Below are 20,451 nucleotides of genomic sequence, written 5' to 3'. Positions count from 1 at the left end.
CGATTTGGCCAAAACTTCCCATAAAACTGCCCTTCAAGCCCTTGGCAGATCGGGTCCTTGTGCGTATACGCAGCACTTGAACATCTTCGGAGCCGGATACCCATGCTAGGCAGTGCAAACCAAAACGTCATGATCAAGGCCACACGTGCCGCTGGTCGCTCTCTTGTGAAAGACTTTCGCGAGGTCGAGAACCTCCAAGTTTCAGCGAAAGGGGCAGGGGACTTTGTCTCCAAAGCGATCATCAGTTCTGAGACCATCATGCGCGATATGCTGGTCGAGGCGCGTCCGACCTATGGTTGGCTTGGCAAAGACGGCAAAGAAGTTGAAGGCGCTGACCCAACCCGCCGCTGGATCGTTTCTGGCTTGGACGGGGTGACCAACTTTTTGCACGGCTTACCGCATTGGGCTGTGTCTGTAGCACTTGAGCACAAAGGCGAGATCGTATCTTGTGTTGTGTTTGATCCGGCCAAAGGTGAATTGTTCTGGGCTGAAAAAGGTTCCGGTTCTTGGATGAACGACACGCGTATTCGCGTGTCTGGCCGCACCAAGCTTCATGAAGGATTGTTCGCGACAGGTCTGCCAAATGGTGGTCAATCTGATCTACCTGACACGTTGCGTGATCTTGCACGCATCTTGCCAGCTTGTGCTGGTGTTCGCCGTTGGGGCGCGCCGTCACTTGATATGGCTTTTGTGGCTGCTGGTCGTTTCGATGGCTACTGGGAACGTCGCATGAAACCATGGGATATCGCTGCTGGTTTGCTTTTGGTCAAAGAAGCAGGCGGCTTTGCTGAGCCTCTCGTAAAAACAAATAACATGGTGGATGATGGCGAAGTCATCTGTGCCAATGAAGCTTTATTCGATCGGTTCGCATCGGCTATTCGCGCGTCCTAATCGGTCACCATGTTTAAGATTTCAAAACGCGCGCTGTCATGGCGCGCTTTTTCTTTGCCCCTATGTTTGTTTCTATTTTTGCACAAGTCACATTGTTTTCTTTGTGACTGTTCTCAGCTCCAATAACGAGATACCTCGTTTTAGCCCTATTGCTGCCGGTATTGAATGCGAATGTGTTTGGGTAAATAGGAGAACTTTTTGTGTTTAAAAGATTTGCCCATTGGGTCAAAAATAATAACCAAGATGACGGCGGCGCTGTCACAATTGATTGGGTCGTGATCACATCTGCAGTGCTCGGTATTTCACTTACTGTTATTTTAACTATTTCAGATGGCGCACAAATTTATGCGACCTTCGTGAGCGAAGATCTCGAAGAAATCGCCTATGAGGTGGGTTACGGCGACTAATCCGTTTCAGCCTTTATTTATGCAGTCTGAGCGCCCCGCCTGTTTGGCCGGGTGATTCTTGCTTGTAAAATACATGACGGGCAGGGGTTCATTTGCGTCGTTTGACGATGGGAACAGATGATTTTACAAATTGATATTGGGCCTCAGGATGCGGAGGATGGCCGAATGTTCGATTCCAATACTGCCGCCCGCCCAAGGCCATCCATTTGGGATAGATCACGACAATCCCAGCTATGAACCCGCCCAAATGCGCCAAATACGCGACGCCACCAGAGCCAGATGTGGCCGAGACGCCACCCACGATCTGCATGAGGGCCCAAAGGCCCAGCATGACCCAAGCGGGCACGGGAAAGATTTTGAAAAAAATGATCAAAATTAGCAAAATGTCGATCTTTGCTTTGGGGTACAACAGCAAATAGGCTCCCATCACGCCGGCAATCGCACCGGAAGCACCGACCATCGGTACACGCGCGCTTGGATCGGCCAAAAACTGAGCCAACCCAGCGATCGCGCCGCAAAATAAATAGAACCCCAAGAATTTCCCGTGGCCCAGTTCGTCTTCTAAATTGTCACCAAAAATCCATAGAAACAGCATGTTGCCGGCTAAATGCATAAATCCTGCATGCATAAATATAGACGAAAAAAACGTATAAGCCCCATCACCGGACGACACGCGCGCAGGCACCAAAGCCCAATTGGCGTAGATGTCATAAAGGGTTGCATCGTTGCTATATGCGGGCAGCATCGCCAAAAATACAGCGATATTCAGCGCCATGATGCCGTAAGTGACATAGGCGGGGCGTCTGGACGGGTTGTGGTCACGAATTGGAAACATAAAACCACATTGGCGCTGCAATATCCTGCGTCAAGCGCAATTCTTTGGGCGAAGCTGCCGCAGAATGCATTTTGGGTGTCGAAAACCACTTGGCTCTGGGCTTTGAAGCGCTTAAACATCAAGGCGTTGCAAAACAGCTTTGTGCCTTTAGCGCTTATATTGCTTTGCGACATGGTTGCGGGCGTGGTGGAATGGTAGACACACCAGACTTAAAATCTGTTGGGCGTATGCCCGTGGGGGTTCGAGTCCCCCCGCCCGCACCACATTTTTAATTATATGTAATATAAATCAGTTGATTGAGGATTTTTTCTTCGATTTTCCTTTCAGCCCCCTTTGGGGCTGGGCTTGGTGTAAAAGAACTGTGCCGCAAGCACGGCGTCAGTGATGCGAGGTTTTACAAATGGCGATCCAAGTATGGCGGGATGGAAGTGTCCGCAATCTGGTGGCGGCATGGCGCATCGACTTCAACCACAATCACCCACATTCAAGCCTTGCTGGCCTGACACCAGCGGAATATGCCAACCGGTCAAAGAAGGACCAAAACCTGAACAGAGATAGCCAAAATGAGTGTACTTATTGGGGAGCTGGTTAATTTTAAAACACGAGACGTTGTCCCAAAAAGGCGACGAATTTGCATTTAATTTAATGTGGATCAAGTTGCTTTTTTGTCCACTGACGCTATTGATACGATTTCTGTTGTAGACGCCATTTAGCGGCAAGGTCCGGCGCGTTGACTGTGGCCGCTCAGCGTTGTCATCCTCGATTGAACGAGAGCTGGATAAATTTTTAGGCACGAGAGAATTCACACGCTAAGGGCGAGTAAATTCTCTCGCGAAATTTAAAGAACCAGTATATGCAAGACAGCAAGATTTCGAAACGGCGCAAACGGTTTAAAAATAGTTAGTAGGGTGAAACAGTATGTCAGAAAAGAATCGTGTCCAATCAATGGATCGGTTGATCGAGCGCGCTTCTTATGCAGTGATCATTGGTTTATACGCTCTTATTTTATTTGGCGCAGTCAATTACGCGAATGTAAAAGCAGAAGAAGAGCAGGTCGGGGCGATGTATCGTGCACAATCGATCATTGCGACGCGAATACAGCAGTCAGTCAATAAAAAGCTGTTGTTTGCGCGCGGCCTTGCGGGAGCCGTTTCCATTTCCCCAAACATCACGGAGACGGATTTTTCGAACCTGAGTAGCGCGATCAAGGCCGAAGACCCATCTGTGGTGAATATGGCATTGGTGAAAGATGGTATCATCACGCGTGTACACCCGCTTGAAGGCAACAGCACGTTAATCGGACGCGACATCACTGTTTCCCCGAGCCGACTTTCTATTTTGCAAATAATAGAGCGCGTCGGAACGACCGTAATTGAAGGGCCAATCGATTTACTGAAAGGGTATTCGGGTTTCATCATCCGAGAACCGATTTATGATGTCTCTCAAGGTGAGAATAATGGTGTACTTTGGGGGGTTGCATCGATCGTCTTTGCAATTGAGCCGTTCTTAGACGAAATCGGATTAACCGAATTTGCAGATAATTACTCTGTGTCAGTGAAAGTTAAGACGCCACTTGGTGAAGACGTTATGCTGTATGGGGACCAAGCAGCGTTTGCCGCCTCAAAGAGTATGTATGAATTGAAATTTCCTTCGGTTGTGTGGACGCTTGCATTGTCTCCACGTGAGACAGCCAGAGCATCTTTGAAATCACGGAACTTGATCTTGTTGTTAACGCTAATCGGGGCAATTATTGCCTTATTGATTGCGAAAAATTTCCATGCACTCAGACGCCGCCAGAGACGCACTGCCACACAATTACGAGTTGCGCTAAGTGCAGCACCCTCAGGGTTTGCAATGTTCGATAAGAATGACCAGCTAGAGCTGTACAACCGTAGATACGGCGAATTTCATGGTATGACTCCAGATGCATTGCCCATTGGCGCAACGTTAAAAAGTATTCTCGAGGCCGGAATTGACAAAGGGCTTTACGCCGATGCGATCGGCAATGAGCAAGCTTGGCTTGCGGATCAACTGAAACGCGGACTTACCAAAGAAACAGCTCGTGTCGTCGCACTTAGCAATGACACCTGGGTGCAGCATCTGGAACACGAAACACCCGAGGGCGGGCGTGTTGTGATTTTGAACGATATCACAGCTGTATCAGCCAGCCAAAAACGGGCGAAAGTTGCTGAACAACGTTTGAACGATGCCATCGACGCACTTCCCGTCGGGTTCTGGCTGTTCGACAGTGACGATAAACTTTTGATGTTTAATCCGGTGGCGGGAGAAAAACTAAGTGGTGTGAAGCGCAAGATGGCCATAGGGCGTGAACTGAGAGATATGGTTTCCCGACGTATGGAAATCGCCAGCGAAGTGCGCCTGTATGGTGAGCCGGTCGACGATCTAGACAGGGTCATCAACACGCTCATGGGCTCAACATCTGACATTGAGGTTTGCTACGAAGACAATCGTTGGTTCAAATATTTTTCTCGCCGAACATCTGAAGGTGGTCTTGTGATGTTCAGGGTGGAAATTACTGATTTGCAGCGTCAGCAGCAAGAACTCGAGTCTTCCAACGCAGAGTTGCGCGCGGCGCTTAACGAACGCGACGAAGCAGAAGCGCGTTTGAACGTTGTTGGCGATTTGAGTTCTGAGTGGTTTTGGGAACAAGACGCAGATATGACCATGACTTTTATCTCCGAAGGGTTTGGCCGAAGGTTGAGGGTTGACCCCGATGATTATGTCGGAAAGCCCCGCAAGGGACTTGTTTTGGATGATATGAATGAACACCGAGAAGAGCGGAGTTCCCTGTACTGTAAGATGCTGGCGCAGGAGCCTTTTAGCGACTTCTTATACAGTTACCGCTTCCGTCCTGATGTGTTGAGTTGGATTCGGGTCAGTGGCAAGCCGCGTTTTGATGACGATGGCAACTTTAACGGCTATATCGGAATTGCGGAGGATGTGACTAAGTTTTACGCTGCCTTGCGTCAGGCCGAACAGGCGGATGAGGCCAAAACGCAATTTCTTAATGTGATCAGCCATGAATTACGCACGCCATTGTCGGCAGTTTTGGGCTTCAATAGCTTTATTGCGAATTTTGAAAAACTGCCTTCTTACGAAGCGTTGAGCTCAGCCGTGACGAAAGGTGAACCAGAGCAGATCAGACACACACTTCACGTGTTTGAAAAAAACCTATCTCAGTTTGCGAAACGCATTCAAGCCGCCGGAACACAGCTCAAATCATTGATCGACGATATGCTAGATTTGGCTCGGATCGAGGCGAATACCATCGATGTGACCCCAACCCGATTGGACAGCCAAAGCGTTGTTGAATCTGTTGTGGATCAGATGCACGCAATGTCTGATGAAAAAGGTCTTTCTGTACCACTTGATCTTGTTGCGGTGGATGTGTGGGTCGATGAAATCAGACTGCGACAAATCCTGACCAATCTTTTGGGCAATGCCTTTAAATTTACAGATGAGGGGACGGTCACGGTACGGAGTCGGGTCCACGATGGTATGGTTGTTTTTGAGGTCATTGATACGGGCATAGGCATTTCGCAGGATCGTGTGGACATTGTTTTTGATCGGTTTGCACAGGCAGCCCAAGGTACGAATCGGCCAAATGCTGGCGTTGGCTTAGGGTTGGCAATCTGTAAAGATCTTGTTGAATTGCTAAATGGTTGGATAAAGGTCGATAGCGAACTTGGTGTTGGCACAACATTTACGTTCGCAGTTCCACTTTGGCGTGAAGGTGGTTAATAGCTTTTCACGCCTAGGTAGAATTGTGTTGCGCGCGACCATTTTTTGACCACAAACCCAACACAACTGTGTCGCTTTTTATCAATATATTAACGTTTGTATCGATATTTTTTATAGAATATCATCATCTTATGATGTGGTAAAATTGGAGCCATTTCTAAATGTGGGTGTAATTAATATGGCGAACAACTTAGATTACGGCGTGCAAGTTTTCTCGTTAGCGAGTGGCGCAGCAACATTTACTCAGGCACGATCTGAATTTCAAAATGTGCTTTGGGATGGAATGTCGGAAAATATTCTCGTGTTTGAGATCACACTGGAAAAGCCGATTTATTTAAATTTTGCGGTGCGTGACGCGTTTGGCAACGGATCTGTGACAGCAGCAGTATCGAACCTTCATCAAAGAGGCTTCTTTCATAACCTTTTGGCCGATGAAACATTGTTGAATGCAGTGCAAACCGTCGGACGGGCAGAATTTCGCACCCATCCTGTATTCGATGAAAAACGTCTCAACGGTTGTGTTTTTGCCACTTCAGATAAGTCTGGTGATCCGTATTTGGTTGTTATGTTTCACGTTGAAACGGATCAGGAAAGAACAGAGTTTCTGCGCAGAGAAGTCAATTCGGTTATCACTCACGAATTGCGTACGCCGTTGACGAGTATCAAAGGCGCGCTTGATCTGTTGAATTCGGGCTTGGTTGGTTCGCTGACAGAAAAAGCACAAACGCTTCTAAATATAGCGGGCTCTAACGCCGACCGCATGCTTGATCTCATTCAAGAGATCCTTGACCTTAATGAACGCGCGCAAGTTGATGATGTGCGTGAGCACGAAGTGATTAAAATTGCACCTCTTTTGGAGAGTCTTGTCGTTACACATCAGGGATACGGCTCCTACCACGGTGTGGATGTCCAAATGCGTCCAACGGATGCAGCGCTGCAGGTTTGCGTTCCTCCGTCTCAACTGACAAAAATTCTGTCCAACCTATTGTCCAATTCAGTTAAGGCATCCGAGCGGGGCAATTCGGTAGAAATATGGGCGCAGGCTTCAGGTGCGAGTATTGCGATTTTCGTATGCGATCATGGAGCAGGAATCCCGGTTGAGCTACGAGACAACCTGTTCGAGCGCTTCACAAAAGCAAGTTGGGGGAATGATCAAACGGTCGCCAGCTCTGGTCTTGGGCTTAATATCGTGCGCACGCTGGTCGAACAGCTGGATGGGGCGATTTCATTCGAAACGGAAGACGGCAAAGGCACGGTGTTTCGTGTCGACATGCCTGTGCATGACTAAGACCGATCATATGACAAAATAGGATCGGGCCTTGTCTGTGTTATTCGTACGGGGATTTGAGATAGTCGTTTACAAGGCCTCGACGAGCGCGTCTTCCATAAGGTCTAAAAGAGTTTCAATCCGTTCCGACAAGCTACAGAGCTGCATTGGTGTTTGATTGAAACCAGCAATAAGCTGTTCGATTTCTGCAGCACAGTCACCAATGTCTTGAAGGCTAAGAGTTGCAGCTATCCCGCCGAATTGATGTGTTATAAAAGCTAAGCGCCTCAATGCATTTGAGCGCTCTGCCTCGTTTTGTATCAATATTTGAAGCGCCTCGATTTCGGGAATTTTGTAGCTGAAATCGTCAACAAACCGCTGTTTCGTGCGTTGAAGCGTTCGAGCGATCTGGTACTCTAAGTCGGGGCAATGTTTTTTTCGGTTGGGCATAGGCGCCATAAGATCTCTATTGTTTAAGGATTTGGCTCGAATGTTTAGCCACGTGCTGACATGCTTTTGGGAAGGAGTCTCGACATAGAGCTACGCTCGGCGCATTTGACCTCTGCTTTAGCGGTCGCGCGGGCAATTAGGGCGTGAGGAGACGCATCGAACATCGACATTCTAACACTTTCGCCAACTATTACAGTTGCATCTACAGGCACAGTGTCTCCATCGATCAGTCCGAATTCACGTAATTTTAAGGACAGATTCAGTTCGAGTTCTTCTTCGTTCAATTGGAGCGTGCGCGGCAAGATCGCAACATATTGTCCATTTCCAACGTAAGATATCATTACATTGTAGCTGCGTAGGGTTTCGAAAATGGCTTCGGCGACATCGGTTAATATCTCATAAAACTCTAACGGAGATGTCATCGAAAAAAGACGTTCGCGTTTTTGAATTTGAAAGCATATGGCGCCACACATGAATCGTTTGCCTCGAGACAGGCGGTGTAGATAGTTTTCCATTTCGAGACTGCCTATTACGCGTGGAACGTCGTAAATAGAAACGGCATCATTCAGATCAAAATGTGTTTCCGAATAGGATTTGTAGCTCATTCCCAAACGCAAGTTTTCCTCGCGTCGTATCGCACTCAACGAAGTTTGCTGCTCATCGAAAAGAAGCTGCGCAACGTGTAGCCGTGCTGCAAGTTCGGTCGTATCGATTGGTTTGGTGAGATAATCTGTGGCACCTCGCAAAAATGCGGCGTCAACGTGCGCCTTGTCTCTCATGGAGGTGAGCATAATGATCGGCGTACGACGATGTTCGGCGGAAGCACGAATTCTGCCACACAATTCCACACCGTCCATGCCCGGCATTTGTATATCAAGGAAAAAAGTTGAGAACTTGTATTGCCCCTGATTAACGAGAGCCAACGCTTCTTCGCCGCTTTGCGCATAAACAACGTCTTCATGGCCTTGAGACGCCAAGATAGCCGCCATTAGATCCAGGATATTGCGATCATCGTCGACAACTAATAGCGTCATCATAATCTCCAAAAAGATAACTATACTGTGTTTGCACTACGATTGCTTCGTTAACCGTACCGTTTTTGACTTAAGTTCAACCTTAAGGATATATTCACCAAAAATTTGGGTCAAATTATGGCGAAAATTAGAAATGTGCTTCTGCGGCGTTTTTTTTCTCCCAAACAAACATAAAGTCGCCGAAAAAATCCAATTTTAGTATAATTCTCTTGTTTAGAATTCCGATAATTATATTGTTCCAGTATGAAAGTATTGAAAAACATTATGCACGTAGAAGATGATCGAGATATTCGTGAAATTACACGGATGTCGCTCGAGCTTGTGGGTGGCTTTGATGTGCAGCAATTCAGTTGCGGCAAAGATGCTATCAAATGTCCGCCTGATATGACGCCTGATATGGTGTTGCTGGACGTTATGATGCCGGTAATGGACGGTATTGAGACGCTCAAGCAGCTCAGAAAACTTGAACATTTTGCCGGCGTTCCGATCGTTTTCGTGACAGCAAAAGCAACACATGCAGATTTCGGTCAACTTGAGGCTCTTGGTGCAAAGGGTATCATTCTCAAACCATTTGAGCCGATGGAGCTTCCAGGCCAGCTGGTAAAAATTTGGGAAGCCTGTCAGTAAATAAAGACCCAGTATGATCATCGCTACGATAATTGTTATCTTTGTCCTCCTATGTTTCTGTACCGTTTTGAGATCCAGAGAGATCACCACTTAGGCCAAACTTTTAGCTCATACTGTTTAAATGTTATGTGCTGCGCCTTTTCGAATTTACTCAGTTAAATCGTTCCCCTTTTTCTCTAGTATGGTTTTGTCGCGTCGCGAGTAAACGTCGGCGCCATCGTTCAAGTGGCTTGTGAACTTGTCTAATTTCTCTTGTGAATGTGGGTGAGTTCGTTTTCACTGGACCGCCGTTTGCCCTGATCTTTAAAAGCGTTAGAACCGTTCTGCGAGTTTAACGGCGGATGCAGGTGAACACGCACATGAACTGCAGCAACTTGTCAATTCTGCGCTAAGCGCCACGGGTGCGGCTATAGACTTTAAATTTAACGGACCCTGCGCAATTCCAGTGGAAACTTGGTACTTGGGTAAAAATACAGAAAGCAAAATGATTTATGAGTGTTACGATGCACTCAGGTGCCGGATCGCGTATTCTAGTCACGTCCTAGCAACAGAAATTTTCAAATTATTAGGGTAACCTTATGTCCGAGTTGAAGATCCATTGTCCGAAGTGTTCAAACGAAATTGAACTGACTGAGCAATTGGCGGGCCCGATGCTGGCGGATTTAAAGGCGTCGTTCAACAGTGAGCTGGCCAAACGGGAGGCTCAAGCTGCAAAGGCTCTGGTTGCCGCACAGGCACAGGCCAAGGAAGCTGCCCAAGCAGAGTCTTCCGCCGCGCAGACGGCCTTACAAGACCGGATCACCGCTCAGGACGAAAAGCTGCGAGAGGCGCAGGCCGCTCAGACTGCGGCGTTGAAACGTGAGCAGCAACTCAAAGACAAAGAAGCTGAGATGGAACTGACGTTGCAAAAAATGCTGGCGCAAGAGCGTCCTGCAATGGCCGAAAAATTGGCTCGAGAGGCGGATGAAAAGGCAGGGTTGAAACTTGCTGAGCAAGCGCAAGTCATGGAGGGCATGAAGCGCCAGATCGAAGCGCTGAAGCAAAAGTCAGAACAAGGGTCGATGCAAACCCAAGGAGAGGCGGCTGAAATCGTTCTTGAAGAAACCTTAGCCGCGGCGTTTCCGACCGATGGGTTTGTGCCAGTGGCCAAAGGGGTCAGCGGTGCGGATGTACGTCAAGACGTAGCAGGGCCAAACGGTACTGCTGGCAGTATTCTTTGGGAAAGTAAACGCACTAAGAACTGGACCGCCGGTTGGCTGGCGAAGTTGCGAGATGACCAACGGGCGTCAGGATGCGAGGTTGCTGTGATTACATCCCATGCCTTGCCTGAGGGGGTCGATAGTTTCAGCATGATCGATGGTATCTGGGTGTGTGCGCCGCGCTATGCAGTGCCGCTTGCATCGTCTTTGCGGCAGGCGTTGATTGACGTCGCGAGCGCTAAGGTGCGCGCTTTGGGGCAGGAAACCAAGATGGAGATGATCTATGATTATCTTACTGGAACGCAATTCAAACAGCGCGTCGATGCGATATGTGAGCGGTTTGAGGACATGCAAGACAATCTGCGAAAAGAACGTGTATTCATCGAAAAGCAATGGGCGCTGCGCGCCAAACAGATTGACCTTGTTATCGCGTCTACGGTTGGGATGCACGGCGATTTACAGGGTATTGCGGGGCGCTCGATGCCTGAGATCACGAGCGTTGAGGCGCTGATGATTGGTAAGGATGACTGAAACTGTGCTTGGTATTTTGGTATGTCGTTTTGGGTTCGGCCTGATGAATTCTTGGAACCGTCTTGCCAAGTAGATAGTTCATGCTTGCGCTAGGAAAGCTGCGCCGCAACAGTCAAGCTCGGCGATGAGCAACCGTTACACCGTAATGTGATGCGAGGATAAAAAAGGGGAACCCTAAGGTTCCCCAAAAACTTGTGTATTTGCGCGAAGCTTAGCCGATGATGGCGTTGAGCGTTGTAGATGGGCGCATGATCGCGGATGTTTTGGCGGCGTCTGATTTGTAGTAGCCATCCATATCTGCTGGTTTACCTTCGTCTTTTTTAAGCTCGTTCAAAATCGCAGCTTCGCCTGTTTCAAGCTTTTCAGCCACTTGTGCGAAGTGTGCTTTGAGTTCTGCGTCAGCGTCTTGTGTTGCCAAGGCTTCTGCCCAGAAACGTGCGAACCAGTAGTGTGAAGAGCGGTTGTCGTTTTGACCGACTTTGCGCTCTGGCGATTTGTTCTCTAACAAGAGCTTCACTGTGGCGTCTTCCACGGCTTGACCCAAAACGGCTGCTTTGGTTTTGCCTTTGGCCGCAGCCAAGAAGTTGAAACTTTCGCCAAGCGCACAGAATTCGCCAAGGCTGTCCCAACGCAGGTGGTTTTCGTCAACCAGCTGTTCCACGTGTTTCGGCGCAGAACCACCAGCACCTGTTTCAAACAGGCCGCCACCGTTCATCAATTTCACGATGGAAAGCATTTTTGCAGATGTGCCAAGTTCCAAGATTGGGAACAAATCGGTCAGGTAGTCGCGCAACACGTTGCCAGAGATGGTCACAACGTCTTTGCCTTTTGTCATCTCAACCCATGAGAAACGCGTCGCTTCGCGTGGCGCCATGATTGGGATGTCTTTGCCCGCCGCTTTAAGTGCTGCGTCGACGTATTTGATCAGCTCTGCGTCGTGGGCGCGGTTGGCGTCTAACCAGAAGGCCGCTGTGCCAACAGCGTCGAAACGCTCGATACCTGTTTTGATCCAATCAAGAATAGGCTCTTTTTTCGCAGTCGAAGACCGCCAGACGTCGCCAGCCTCAACAGCGTGCGAATGCAGCACGTCGCCGGTGTCGAGAACGATCTCAACTGTACCAGCCGTTGGCAGCTCGAATGTTGTTGGGTGTGAACCGTATTCTTCGGCTTTTTGCGCCATCAAGCCAACGTTGGATACAGCACCACAAGTGGTGACATCCAATGCGCCGTTTTCTTTGAAGAAGTTGATGGTCTCGTCGTAGATGCCAGCGTAGCAATTGTCTGGGATGCAGCATTTGGTGTCTGCGGCTTTGCCGTCAGGACCCCAACCGATGCCGCCTGCTTTGATCACGGCTGGCATGGACGCATCGATGATGACGTCTGAGGACACGTGCAGGTTGGTGATGCCTTTGTCTGAGTTCACCATGTACATGTCAGGTTTGCCTGCGAGGGCAGTTTTCAGATCCGCTTCCAATTCGGCGTTGCCTTTGATGCGCTCTTCGAGATCGCCAAGACCAGCGTTGGGGTTAAAGCCCAGTGCTTTCACTGTGTCGCCATGCTTGGCCATGAAATCTTCGATGTAGACCGACACAAAGTGACCAAAGAGGATCGGGTCAGAGACTTTCATCATGGTGGCTTTGAGGTGCACAGAGAACAAAACGCCGTCTTCCATGGACGCGATTTCGGCTTTGATGAAGTCACGCAAAGCGGCAACGGACATGAATGTCGCGTCAACGATTTCGCCTTCAATATATGTCAGACCGTCTTTGAGAACAGTTTTGGTTCCGTCCGCTGCAGTGAAGATGATTCTTGCGCCGCCTGCTTGGTCAGCTGAGATAGTCGCGGATGTCTCGTTGGCAAAAAAATCATTGCCGGACATAGACGCAACATGTGTCTTGCTGTCGGCTGTCCATACGCCCATGCGGTGCGGGTTGGCCATCGCATAAGACTTCACCGCCTTGGCAGAGCGGCGATCAGAGTTGCCTTCGCGCAAGACAGGGTTCACGGCGGACCCTTTTACGGTGTCGTATTTGGCGCGGATGGCTTTTTCTGCGTCTGTTGCAGGCTCTGCAGGGTAGTCAGGAATCGCAAAGCCTTTGGACTGCAATTCTGCGATTGCGTCAGTTAGCTGTGGAACAGATGCCGAAACGTTAGGCAATTTGATCACGTTGGCGTCGGCTGTTTTAACCAATTTTCCAAGCTCTGCCAAATCGTCAGACACGCGCTGGTCTTCGGTCAAAAGATCAGGGAAGAGCGCCAAAATACGGCCGGCCAAAGAGATGTCGCGGGTTTCAACGCTGATGTCGGCAGCTTTCGCAAAGTAGCGAATGATCGGTAAAAGGGAGTGGCGCGCAAGCTCGGGGGCTTCGTCAACGATTGTGTAGATAATGTCTGGGGTTTGATTGGCCATGCTTTGGTCTCTTTCACGATATGATCGGACAAATACCTGCGCGGCAGAGGCTCGCAGGGCATCCACGTCCCCCAGTCCACGCTGTTGCCATTCAGGTAAATCAGACGGCCGCCCAAGTCAATGTGTGCAATGGTATACAGAGAGAAAATCTTTGCCAAATGCGTCATTGAATATCGTGAGTGTAACGGTTGGGATTGAGTTTCTAGATTCTATGCCACGCCAAGCGTCGTCTTCAAGCAGATGAAAGAATCGTTCCATACAGCCACATAAATGACGTAAGGGCATGACATCTGCAGGCTATTCTCAGCTGATTAAAAGTTAATCACACTCTATTTTGGGTGTCTTTGCAGACGAGAACCTATTGTAACCCTTGATTTTCGGACCTAGCCTCAAACCATGACTGAAAAAAACATCTTTGACGAAATGTTGGGCACTGAGGGTCAGCTTCGCGCGCCTTATGCGGAATTCAACCACTGGTTTGAAGGCGAAGATCCCGCGCGATTACGGGCCAAGCAGCGCGAGGCTGAAGAGGTGTTCCGCCTGATGGGCATCACCTTTAACGTTTACGGACGTTCCGAAGCCGAAGAGCGCTTGATACCATTTGATATCATTCCGCGCATAATTGCTGCGCGTGAATGGAAAAAATTGTCCAAAGGTATCGAACAGCGTGTGCGCGCGATCAACGCTTTTTTGCATGATGTGTACAACAGACAAGAGATTATCAAAGCAGGCCGTGTGCCGCGTGAGATGATCGCCAATAACGAAGCATTTTTACCGCAGATGTTGGGCATGACCCCTCCGGGTGGCATCTATACGCATATTGTGGGGGTCGATTTGGTCCGCACGGGTGACGATGATTTTTACGTGTTAGAAGACAATGCGCGCACGCCGTCAGGTGTGTCGTATATGTTAGAAAATCGCGAAACGATGCTGCAAATGTTCCCTGAGCTGTTTGCGAAAAACAAAGTGCAGTCGATCCAAAACTATCCTGCCGATTTGCGCCGCTCTTTGGCCGCTTGTGCGCCCGCTGCCTGTGAGGGCACACCAACTGTGGCTGTCTTGACGCCCGGTGTGTACAACTCTGCCTATTACGAGCACGCGTTTTTGGCCGATCAAATGGGTGTGGAACTGGTCGAAGGCCATGATCTGCGCGTCGTAAATGGGCGCGTCGCCATGCGCACGACCCGCGGCTATAAGCCGATTGATGTGCTGTATCGCCGGATCGATGACGAATATTTAGACCCGCTCAGTTTCAATCCTGACAGCGCCTTGGGCGTGCCTGGGATTATGGATGTCTACCGCGCAGGTGGCATCACCATTGCCAACGCGCCGGGCACTGGGATCGCGGACGATAAAGCGATCTACAGTTATATGCCGGACATCGTCGAATTCTATACGGGCGAAAAAGCAATCTTGAAAAACGTGCCGACATGGCGCTGTAATGAGCCGGATTCTTTGGCCTATGTTCTTGATAACCTGTCAGATTTGGTCGTCAAAGAGGTCCACGGATCTGGCGGCTACGGCATGTTGATTGGCCCGACATCTAGCAAACGTGAACTCGATGCCTTCCGCCGCAAACTCAAAGCGCGCCCGGGGAATTACATCGCCCAGCCGACACTAAGCCTTTCAACCGTGCCGATTTTCAACAAAGCCGGTTTGTCACCACGCCATGTGGATTTGCGACCCTATGTGCAATGCTCGCCGCAAGGCATCAACATCACTCCGGGTGGTTTGACCCGCGTTGCGCTAAAAAAAGGATCGCTTGTGGTCAACTCCTCCCAAGGGGGCGGGACCAAAGACACATGGGTGCTGGAGGACTGATATGCTAGGAAAAACTGCAAACGGCCTCTACTGGATGTATCGTTATCTGGAACGGGCTGAGAACACATCGCGCTTGATTGAAACAGGTCAACGTATAGGCCTGACACGTTCGGACGCTGATGATGATGAATGGCGCTCTGTGATGAAAACCGCAGGCGTCGCTTACGGGTATTTCGAAGGGCATGACGAGGTAAACAAGGACGATGCTATCGACTGGATGCTGCGCTCCAAGGATAACCCCTCGTCTGTGATGTCCGGCATTGCCACGGCCCGACAGAATGCACGATTGGTCCGCACTGCTTTGACACATGAAGTATGGGAAGCGATGAACGGCTGCTTTATGGCGTCTAAAAAAACGCTGGCCCGTAAAGTGTCAGAGCGCGATCTGCCCTCCGCTTTGGGGCTTGTGCGCCAACGCACCGCATTGGTCCGTGGGGCAACCCACGGTACGATGTTGCGCAACGACATGTATAACTTTGCCCGCATCGGTACGTTTTTAGAACGAGCGAATGCAACTGCGCGCATTCTGGATGTGAAATATTACGTTTTGCTCCCTTCTGTATATTCTGTCGGATCTTCGATCGATAACGTGCAATGGGAAACCATTTTGCGTTCTGTTTCAGGACGTGGCGGGTTCCGCATGGTGCATGGCAACAGCACCAATCCCCGCGATATCGCGCAGTTCTTGGTTTTAGACAAACGTATGCCGCGCAGTTTGAACTTTTGTGCGCGTAAAGTGCTTGATAATCTTGAGCACCTATCCTTAGACTACGGGGTCGAGCCAAAATCCTTGGAACTGGCCAAGACCTTGGTCTCTCGATTTGCGCATAATGACATTGATGTGATTTTCGAAGAAGGTTTGCATGAGTACATTCAATCTGTGCTCGGTGCCTTCGGAGAATTGGGTCGTCAGGTCGAAATTGACTTTAGGTTCTATGAGTAACCCATGAAATTGAAAATCCGCCACACGACGCGATATGTCTTTGACACGCCAGTATCTTACGGGCTCCAACAGGTGCGGTTGACGCCTAAAGCAAGCCCGTTTCAAAAGATTGCCAACTGGGAAACAAGTGTGACAGGCGGCGCTAAAGAAGTCTCCTACAACGATCACAACAACAATCAGGTTGATCTCATTTCTTTCAATCGTGACGCTGCCGAAGTAACCTTGATCAGCGAAGGCGAGGTCGAGATGACAGAATCTCACGGTATGATGGGCAAACATCGCGGACCTGCACCCCTATGGTTCTACGAAAAATCTACGAACCTGACGAAAGCAGGGCCTGGTACGCGTAAATTGATCAAAAAGATAAAAGGCGACGCCGATTTGGAACGTCTCCATTGCCTTTCAAAAGTGATTAATGAAAACGTCATCTACGAAGTTGGCAGCTCATTGCCTACGGGCTCTGCTGAGGATGCTTTGAGTGCCGGTAAAGGCGTTTGCCAAGATCACAGTCATATTTTTCTCGCCTGTGCTCGGGCTATGGGATTCCCCGCGCGCTATGTGTCAGGGTATTTGCTGATGGACGACCGGATCGAGCAAGAAGCGACGCATGCATGGGCTGAGGTGCATATACCCGACCTTGGATGGGTGGGTTTTGATGTGTCCAATGCAATTTCACCTGACGTCCGCTATGTCCGGGTTGCGACAGGGCTGGACTATGCTGGGGCTGCTCCTGTAACAGGGACGACATATGGCGGCTCTGGTGAACGCTTGAGCGTTCAAATTGAAGTCGCCCAACAGTAAAGCGAACTCAGCACTATGACATATTGCGTTGGAATGATGCTCGATCGCGGGCTTGTTATGATGTCAGACACACGCACGAATGCAGGCGTCGATAACATCTCTATGTTTCGCAAAATGGCCACTTGGGAAGAGCCGGGAGAACGCGTGCTCACTGTGATGACAGCTGGTAATTTGGCCACGACACAAGCCTTGATCAGTCTGCTTGATGAGCGCAGCAAAGCGCCTGAGGATCGTGAACCCTCTATCTTTGCCGTGCCGTCAATGTTTCAAGCGGCCCAGCTTATCGCGGACACGTTGAAGGACGTCATTTCCAATCACGCGGACGAGGGGCAAAAAGCCGACAACGGATTCAACGCCACGGTTATTTTGGCGGGCCAAATCAAAGGCACGCCTCCACGGTTGTTTTTGATCTATCCCCAAGGCAATTTCATTGAGGCCAGCACCGACACACCGTTCTTCCAAATCGGTGAAACCAAGTACGGCAAGCCTATTTTGGTGCGTGCTTATGATCCAAAAATGTCTTTTGAAGAGGCGATCAAGCTGCTGCTCGTGTCTTTTGATAGCACGATCAAAGCCAACCTGTCTGTGGGGCTCCCTTTGGACGTGCATACCTACGAAACCGATAGTTTTAAAATCGGGGTGCAAACGCGTGTTGAGGCGGACAATGAGTATTTTCAAACCATTTCAAATGGTTGGGGGGAAGCTTTAAAAACCGCTTTGGACAGCCTGCCAAACTACAGTCACGACGCCTAAGGCGTCTCAAGGCCTAAATTTGGTTTGGGGATCAAGTCCGGCTTGATCCCTTTTTCTATGTAGTCCCAAGTGGCCAAACCGATCATAGCACCATTGTCTGTCGCCCATTTAATTGGAGGCAAACACAAGGATATGCCGTGGTCTTGCGCCAATTGCGCCATTCCGTCTCGCAGTTGCGGTGACGCGGCCACACCGCCCACAATGATCAGCGATTTTGGTGCGCATTCGATCACCGCGCGCTCGGCCTTGGCGATCAGCACATCCATACAGGCAGCGACAAAAGACGCAGACATGTCGTCGACGCTGACCTCAGGGTGTTTCTCGATATGGCGCGCCACAGATGATTTCAGGCCTGAGAATGAAAACTCATAACCCTCGGTTTTCATTGGACGGGGCAGGCGCAACACGGGCGTTCCGCGGTTGGCCGCCGCATCAATCGCAGGCCCCCCTGGCATGCCGAGACCCAGCATTCGCGCCACTTTATCATAGCTTTCCCCAACTGAATCGTCGCGGGTTGTGCCCAGCAAACGATAGCTCCACGGGTCTTTAAGCTCGGCCACCAAAGTGTGCCCGCCAGAGACCAACATTACCACCGCGGGGTAGGTGGTGCGCGTCTCTTCCAAATCGACAGAGCGCATATGCCCACGCAAATGATTGATGCCATAAACGGGCATGCCCCAACCCATCGATAGAGCTTCAGCCGTCGACAGCCCGATCAAAAGCGATCCGATCAAGCCCGGCCCACGGGTGACGCCGATGGCTTTGAGATTGCTAGGAATGACTTGCCCCTCATCCATAACAGCTTGAATCGTCGGCAAAATCGCTTCCAAATGCGCACGCGAGGCCAGCTCTGGATACACCCCGCCATGGGCTTGATGAATTTCATATTGCGACACGGTTTTGATCGCTCTGACAGACCCATCTTTTGCAACCAGCGCCACGGAGGTGTCATCGCAAGAACTCTCGATTCCCAATACATACTCAGTCATTGGCGCGCTCCAAAATAGCAGCGATCTCGGCCTCAGACACGGCCCCGATGCGTTCGATCTTAGGCGGTGAGATACGGCAATTGACCAATGTCGAAGGTGCTTGCGATTTGGCTTGTCCTGCAACGACATAATCCGGCGTGCCGTTCAACTGGATTACGGCTTCATCTGTCGTGTGCGGCGTGTCTCGACCCGACAAATTCGCGGATGTGGCCATCAAAGGCCCCAAATTGGTCAGCAGCGCCAGCAACAGCGCATCATCGGGGATGCGAATGGCACATTCTGCGCGGCCCGACAGCCAGCTTGGCGCGATTTCTGTCTGCAACTCTATCGCTATTGTCAGCGGCCCCGGCATATGTTTGCTGTTCAAACAAGCGCGCGCGCTTGGGCTGATCTGACCACCAAAAGCGGTGATCTGATCGGCGGAGGCGACGATGATCGGCAGGTTTTTATCCCGCGGACGTTTTTTTAGTGCATAGACCTTATCGACAGCAGTGCTGTCACTTGGCAAGGCCACAAGCCCTAAGACCGTGTCCGTGGCCAAAAGCACCACGCCGCCAGAGACAAGCGTTTGTTGTGTCTCGACCAAAATGCGCGGATCAAATGACATTATAAGACCTCCACAATTGGATAGGTACGCGCATCTGGCTGCGGGAATGCTTTGGAACGCGCGACTTTTAACATGGCGGCCATCGACGCCACGTTGGTCAAAGGCGGTTCTTGCCCGTCGACCTCAACATTGCCGACAATACGGTATTTGTCTAATTTTTCGAGTGAAGTTAACGCGCTATCGCGCTTACAATGTTCGTAATGTGCAAGCGCGCCATTTTCGAACACCCCGAAATGCACGAAAGGCCGCGCCGCTTTTCGCAAGATCGCAACAGGCGCGTCGCCAAGGGACGCCTCAGCGCCGAGCAGTTCAAAGGCGGGCAGGCCTGTCGTCGGCAGCCCAATGGCAAAACCCAAGGCATTGGCAAAAGCAACACCTGTGCGGGTCACACCAAGACCACCGGGGCCGATGTCGACAAAAATCTGTTTGATGTCTGTAAGCTTTGCCCCAAGCCGGTCCAGCCCCGTTTCCAACACCATGCGGTAATCGCGTGAGCCGATTAGGGCCTCGTCAGTGGCACTGTCGAATACGATGTCATCGCCACACGCCAGTCCCAAAACTGGCACGCCATTTGACGTTTGAAGCAAAAAGGTCAGGTCAGTCATTGAGCGTAACCTCAAGATCGGCAAAGACAGGAGCCCACCGCGTGTCATTGGAAGAGAGCGTGAAAATGCGGTCTGCGTCTGTGTCGCCAAAGGCGATGTCGATTTGCAAAGGCGCATCAAAGAACCCGTCAATCCGCGCGCCCCATTCGATCAAGCAAATCGCACTGTCGAAATAGTCATCCAAACCCAAGTGGTAGAATTCTTTCGACGTTTCAAGGCGATATGCGTCAACATGCAACACGGGGGCTTTCGGCGCCTCGTAGATATTGGCGATTGTATAGGTCGGGCTGGTGACGTCTTCCAAGCTGCCTAATGCCCCCACAAGCGCACGAATGAAAAAGGTTTTGCCCGCAGCTAAAGATCCATCGAGTAGCGCAACATCGCCTGCACGCATATGGGCGGCAAGCTGTGCCGCGATGCGGCTGGTTTGTGCTTCATTTGAGGCATGAAGCACGATGGATTGAATCTTATGCGCGGTCACGCTGTTGATCCCTAGACATGAATTCCTGAGGCGGATTT

Annotated in this window: 18 protein-coding genes, 1 tRNA gene and 2 pseudogenes; 13 read left to right on the top strand and 8 right to left on the bottom strand. The window is 50.2% G+C overall.

All coding sequences use genetic code 11. The features are described 5' to 3' along the window. Positions 1-102 precede the first annotated feature (102 nt). Complete coding sequence (locus WNY38_RS10685; protein WP_342857322.1) at positions 103-891, top strand: inositol monophosphatase family protein; 789 nt, start codon at positions 103-105, stop codon at positions 889-891. A 200-nt stretch (positions 892-1,091) separates the two neighbouring features. Further along, positions 1,092-1,298, top strand: coding sequence for a pilus assembly protein (locus WNY38_RS10680; protein WP_342857321.1), 207 nt, complete (start codon positions 1,092-1,094; stop codon positions 1,296-1,298). 88 nt (positions 1,299-1,386) lie between these two features. Here the strand turns inward: WNY38_RS10680 and WNY38_RS10675 are convergent, their stop codons facing one another. Continuing rightward, complete coding sequence (locus WNY38_RS10675; protein ID WP_342857320.1) at positions 1,387-2,133, bottom strand: rhomboid family intramembrane serine protease; 747 nt, start codon at positions 2,131-2,133, stop codon at positions 1,387-1,389. Positions 2,134-2,310: 177 nt separating this feature from the next. Between WNY38_RS10675 and WNY38_RS10670 the strand changes: the two genes are divergently transcribed. The 5 genes and pseudogenes from WNY38_RS10670 to WNY38_RS10650 all read left to right on the top strand — a co-directional run bounded on the left by WNY38_RS10670 (position 2,311) and on the right by WNY38_RS10650 (position 7,183). Further along, positions 2,311-2,396: transfer RNA gene (locus WNY38_RS10670), tRNA-Leu, on the top strand. 39 nt (positions 2,397-2,435) lie between these two features. Continuing rightward, positions 2,436-2,567, top strand: a pseudogene (locus WNY38_RS10665) (transposase); the annotation flags it as partial. A 14-nt stretch (positions 2,568-2,581) separates the two neighbouring features. Further along, a pseudogene (locus tag WNY38_RS10660) lies at positions 2,582-2,659 on the top strand (integrase core domain-containing protein); the annotation flags it as partial. Positions 2,660-3,051: 392 nt separating this feature from the next. Next, entirely contained in the window at positions 3,052-5,895 is a 2,844-nt protein-coding gene (locus tag WNY38_RS10655; protein WP_342857319.1) for an ATP-binding protein, read from the top strand. Positions 5,896-6,073: 178 nt separating this feature from the next. After that, positions 6,074-7,183 carry a HAMP domain-containing sensor histidine kinase gene (locus WNY38_RS10650; RefSeq protein ID WP_342857318.1) on the top strand — a complete coding sequence of 370 codons (1,110 nt, stop codon included), beginning with the start codon at positions 6,074-6,076 and terminating at the stop codon, positions 7,181-7,183. Between the two features lie 69 nt (positions 7,184-7,252). Here the strand turns inward: WNY38_RS10650 and WNY38_RS10645 are convergent, their stop codons facing one another. Together WNY38_RS10645 and WNY38_RS10640 are read right to left on the bottom strand one after the other, a co-directional pair. Further along, complete coding sequence (locus WNY38_RS10645) at positions 7,253-7,612, bottom strand: Hpt domain-containing protein (RefSeq protein WP_342857317.1); 360 nt, start codon at positions 7,610-7,612, stop codon at positions 7,253-7,255. A gap of 44 nt (positions 7,613-7,656) precedes the next feature. Then, on the bottom strand, positions 7,657-8,649 hold the full coding sequence (locus tag WNY38_RS10640) for a response regulator (protein ID WP_342857316.1): 993 nt from the start codon (positions 8,647-8,649) through the stop codon (positions 7,657-7,659). Positions 8,650-8,889: 240 nt separating this feature from the next. On the opposite strand from WNY38_RS10640, the gene WNY38_RS10635 reads away from it, so the two are divergent. Together WNY38_RS10635 and WNY38_RS10630 are read left to right on the top strand one after the other, a co-directional pair. Beyond that, complete coding sequence (locus WNY38_RS10635; RefSeq protein WP_342857315.1) at positions 8,890-9,273, top strand: response regulator; 384 nt, start codon at positions 8,890-8,892, stop codon at positions 9,271-9,273. Positions 9,274-9,851: 578 nt separating this feature from the next. Further along, positions 9,852-11,003, top strand: coding sequence for a DUF2130 domain-containing protein (locus WNY38_RS10630; RefSeq protein ID WP_342857314.1), 1,152 nt, complete (start codon positions 9,852-9,854; stop codon positions 11,001-11,003). Between the two features lie 211 nt (positions 11,004-11,214). On the opposite strand, the gene WNY38_RS10625 is transcribed toward WNY38_RS10630, so the two are convergent. Further along, a complete protein-coding gene (locus WNY38_RS10625) occupies positions 11,215-13,413 on the bottom strand; it encodes an NADP-dependent isocitrate dehydrogenase (RefSeq protein WP_342857313.1) in 2,199 nt (732 codons plus the stop codon). Positions 13,414-13,809: 396 nt separating this feature from the next. Between WNY38_RS10625 and WNY38_RS10620 the strand changes: the two genes are divergently transcribed. From WNY38_RS10620 to WNY38_RS10605, 4 genes are read left to right on the top strand one after another with little or no spacing between them, the layout of a single operon-like run. Further along, positions 13,810-15,234 (top strand): circularly permuted type 2 ATP-grasp protein, encoded by a 1,425-nt coding sequence (locus tag WNY38_RS10620; protein ID WP_342857312.1) that lies wholly within the window; start codon positions 13,810-13,812, stop codon positions 15,232-15,234. A 1-nt stretch (position 15,235) separates the two neighbouring features. Further along, entirely contained in the window at positions 15,236-16,177 is a 942-nt protein-coding gene (locus WNY38_RS10615; RefSeq protein ID WP_342857311.1) for an alpha-E domain-containing protein, read from the top strand. Between the two features lie 3 nt (positions 16,178-16,180). Continuing rightward, positions 16,181-16,978: a transglutaminase family protein gene (locus WNY38_RS10610; protein ID WP_342857310.1), complete on the top strand. Its 798-nt coding sequence runs from the start codon at positions 16,181-16,183 to the stop codon at positions 16,976-16,978. Between the two features lie 15 nt (positions 16,979-16,993). After that, on the top strand, positions 16,994-17,731 hold the full coding sequence (locus WNY38_RS10605; RefSeq protein WP_342857309.1) for a proteasome-type protease: 738 nt from the start codon (positions 16,994-16,996) through the stop codon (positions 17,729-17,731). Here WNY38_RS10605 and tsaD read toward each other — a convergent pair. From tsaD to tsaE, 4 genes are read right to left on the bottom strand one after another with little or no spacing between them, the layout of a single operon-like run. Continuing rightward, positions 17,728-18,720 carry a tRNA (adenosine(37)-N6)-threonylcarbamoyltransferase complex transferase subunit TsaD gene (tsaD, locus tag WNY38_RS10600; protein ID WP_342857308.1) on the bottom strand — a complete coding sequence of 331 codons (993 nt, stop codon included), beginning with the start codon at positions 18,718-18,720 and terminating at the stop codon, positions 17,728-17,730. The two genes, WNY38_RS10605 and tsaD, sit on opposite strands and share 4 nt — an antisense overlap. After that, positions 18,713-19,327, bottom strand: a complete 615-nt coding sequence (locus WNY38_RS10595) for an L-threonylcarbamoyladenylate synthase (RefSeq protein WP_342857307.1) — start codon at positions 19,325-19,327, stop codon at positions 18,713-18,715. Before WNY38_RS10595 ends, tsaD begins: the two co-directional genes overlap by 8 nt. Continuing rightward, on the bottom strand, positions 19,327-19,932 hold the full coding sequence (locus tag WNY38_RS10590; protein WP_342857306.1) for a hypothetical protein: 606 nt from the start codon (positions 19,930-19,932) through the stop codon (positions 19,327-19,329). Before WNY38_RS10590 ends, WNY38_RS10595 begins: the two co-directional genes overlap by 1 nt. Continuing rightward, positions 19,925-20,413, bottom strand: a complete 489-nt coding sequence (tsaE, locus tag WNY38_RS10585; RefSeq protein ID WP_342857305.1) for a tRNA (adenosine(37)-N6)-threonylcarbamoyltransferase complex ATPase subunit type 1 TsaE — start codon at positions 20,411-20,413, stop codon at positions 19,925-19,927. Before tsaE ends, WNY38_RS10590 begins: the two co-directional genes overlap by 8 nt. Between the last annotated feature and the right edge of the window lie 38 nt (positions 20,414-20,451).

The organism is Pacificibacter sp. AS14, assembly GCF_038899935.1.
In the GTDB taxonomy this organism is placed as follows: domain Bacteria; phylum Pseudomonadota; class Alphaproteobacteria; order Rhodobacterales; family Rhodobacteraceae; genus Celeribacter.
The sequence above is the reverse complement of the archived record's forward strand: the minus strand, read 5'-3'. Positions and strand labels throughout refer to the sequence as shown.